We start from the raw sequence: 2,323 nt of genomic DNA, 5'->3' as shown, positions 1-2,323 counted from the left end.
GCGGCCACCCCGGGCGGTGGCGGGCGGGAGCGCTGGCTGGCCGGGATGCGCCGGGCGCCGCTGATCGTGGTGCCGCACGCGAACCGTTCGGTCTACCTGGAGCGGTACGCCGAGCCGGACAAGGGCTGGGCGGACCGGTCGACCGAGCGGTGGCCGGTGCCGTACTGGTACGTCGACGTCGGGTTCGCCGCGCTGCTGATGTTGTTGACCGCGGTGGACGAGGGCCTGGGGGCCTGTTTCTTCGGCATCCCGCCGCACCGGTTGACCACGTACCGGGAGGCGTTCGGGGTGCCGGAGGAGTACCAGCCGATCGGCGCGATAACGGTCGGTTACCGCGCTGTTGACCACCGGTCACCGTCGTTGCGTCGGGGGCGGAGACCGGTGAGCGAGGTGGTCCGGCGCGGTCGCTGGAGTTGAGTGGGTCTGCCTGCTCCGGGCGGGTGTCGCCGGTGGCGGAACCGCCCTGAGGGAGTAAAACGCGGTGTGGTGCGGGCGGTTAGGCTGGCACGGTCATCGGTGCCGCACCGTGCGGTACCCCGGCGTGACCCGGCTCCGCGCCGTCGGTCGGCCCGACCACGGGGAGGGGAGCGTGCCGTGATTTTCAGAGCGGTCCGGGACGGGCGTCCCTACCCGGAGCACAACCTCACCCTGAAGCAGTGGGCGGAGATTCCGCCCCGCCCGCTGCGGTTGGACCAGCTCATCACCACCAAGCGGGAGTTGGCGCTGGACAAGCTCCTCGCCGAGGACTCGACCTTCTACGGGGACCTGTTCCCGCACGTGGTGCAGTGGAACGGCGGCCTCTACCTGGAGGACGGGCTGCACCGGGCGTTGCGCGCCGCGTTGCAGCAGCGCAACCAGATCCATGCCCGGGTGTTGGTCCTCGGCGGGCAGGGCGAGTGACCCCCGCCTGAACATTCGTTAGGGTGTCCGCCATGAGCCCGCTGGACCTGCTCGACGTCGAGGCGTCGCTGACCGAGGAGGAGCGGCAGATCCGGGCCGTCGTGCGCCGGCTCGTCGACGACCGGGTACGCCCGCACGTCGCCGGCTGGTACGAGGAGGGCCGGGTGCCCGCGCGCGAGCTGGCCCGCGAGTTCGGTCGGCTCGGCCTGCTCGGCATGCACCTGAGCGGGTACGGCTGCGCCGGTGCCTCCGCCGTCGCGTACGGGCTGGCCTGCCTGGAGCTGGAGGCCGGCGACTCCGGCGTCCGCTCGCTGGTGTCGGTGCAGGGTTCGCTGGCCATGTACGCCATCTGGCGTCACGGCAGCGAGGAGCAGAAGCAGCGCTGGCTGCCCGCGATGGCGGCCGGCGAGGTGATCGGCTGCTTCGGGCTGACCGAGCCCGATCACGGCTCCGACCCGGCCTCGATGGCCACCCGGGCGCGCCGCGACGGTGACGACTGGGTGCTGCACGGCAGCAAGATGTGGATCACCAACGCGCCGGTCGCCGACGTCGCGGTGATCTGGGCCCGCACCGACGAGGGGGTCCGCGGTTTCGCCGTACCGATGGACACGCCGGGGGTGGCGGCGCGCGAAATCCGGCGGAAGATGTCGCTGCGTGCCTCGCTCACCGGCGAGATCGTCCTCGACGACGTCCGGCTCCCGGCGGACGCCCGGCTGCCCGGGGCGATCGGGCTGAAGGCCCCGCTGAGCTGCCTGACCGAGGCCCGGCACGGCATCGTCTGGGGCGCGCTCGGCGCGGCCCGCGACTGCCTGGAGACCGCCCTGTCGTACGCCACGGCCCGGACCCAGTTCGGCCGCCCGCTGGCCGCCTTCCAGCTCACCCAGGCCAAGCTCGCCGACATGGCCGTCGAGTGGAACAAGGGCCTGCTGCTGGCGCTGCACCTGGGCCGGCTGGCCGACGCCGGGGCGCTGCGCCCGGCGCAGGTCAGCGTCGGCAAGCTGAACAACGTGCGGGAGGCGTTGGCGATCGCCCGGCAGTGCCGCACCATCCTGGGCGCGAACGGTGTCTCCGGCGAGTACCCGATCATGCGGCACGCCAACAACCTGGAGAGCGTGCTGACCTACGAGGGCACCTCCGAGATCCACCAGCTGGTTCTGGGGCAGCAGCTCACCGGGTTCTCCGCGTTCGCCTGACCGGCACCCTCACCCGTTCGGGTCACTCGGCGAGCGGGTGTCGCACCGGAGCCGTACCGTCGTCACCAGATGAGGCGTCTGACGAGGACGGTGAGGGCGATGGCCCGCGACGGTGACAGCAACGAGCCCACCAGGGATTTTCCCGGCTTTCCGACCGCCGACTCGCTGCCGGCCCGGTCCGACGTCCCCTCCGGGTCCGCGCCGGGCGGGCGGGGGGCCTCGGGTGGGCC

3 protein-coding genes are annotated in these 2,323 nt (G+C 72.5%); all 3 read left to right on the top strand.

What is annotated here, in order from left to right:
- Nucleotides 1-417, top strand: a 417-nt coding sequence (locus E1166_RS30240; RefSeq protein ID WP_132343211.1) for a nitroreductase family protein, incomplete at its 5' end; no start/stop codon positions are given.
- A 177-nt stretch (nucleotides 418-594) separates the two neighbouring features.
- Nucleotides 595-900, top strand: a complete 306-nt coding sequence (locus E1166_RS30235; RefSeq protein ID WP_132185724.1) for a type II toxin-antitoxin system VapB family antitoxin — start codon at nucleotides 595-597, stop codon at nucleotides 898-900.
- A 32-nt stretch (nucleotides 901-932) separates the two neighbouring features.
- Entirely contained in the window at nucleotides 933-2,093 is a 1,161-nt protein-coding gene (locus E1166_RS30230; protein WP_132343210.1) for an acyl-CoA dehydrogenase family protein, read from the top strand.
- Nucleotides 2,094-2,323: the final 230 nt, after the last annotated feature.

Origin of the sequence: Micromonospora sp. KC213 (assembly GCF_004348325.1) — a bacterium.
Taxonomy (GTDB): Bacteria; Actinomycetota; Actinomycetes; order Mycobacteriales; family Micromonosporaceae; genus Micromonospora.
This window is presented reverse-complemented; position numbering and strand designations above follow the sequence as displayed.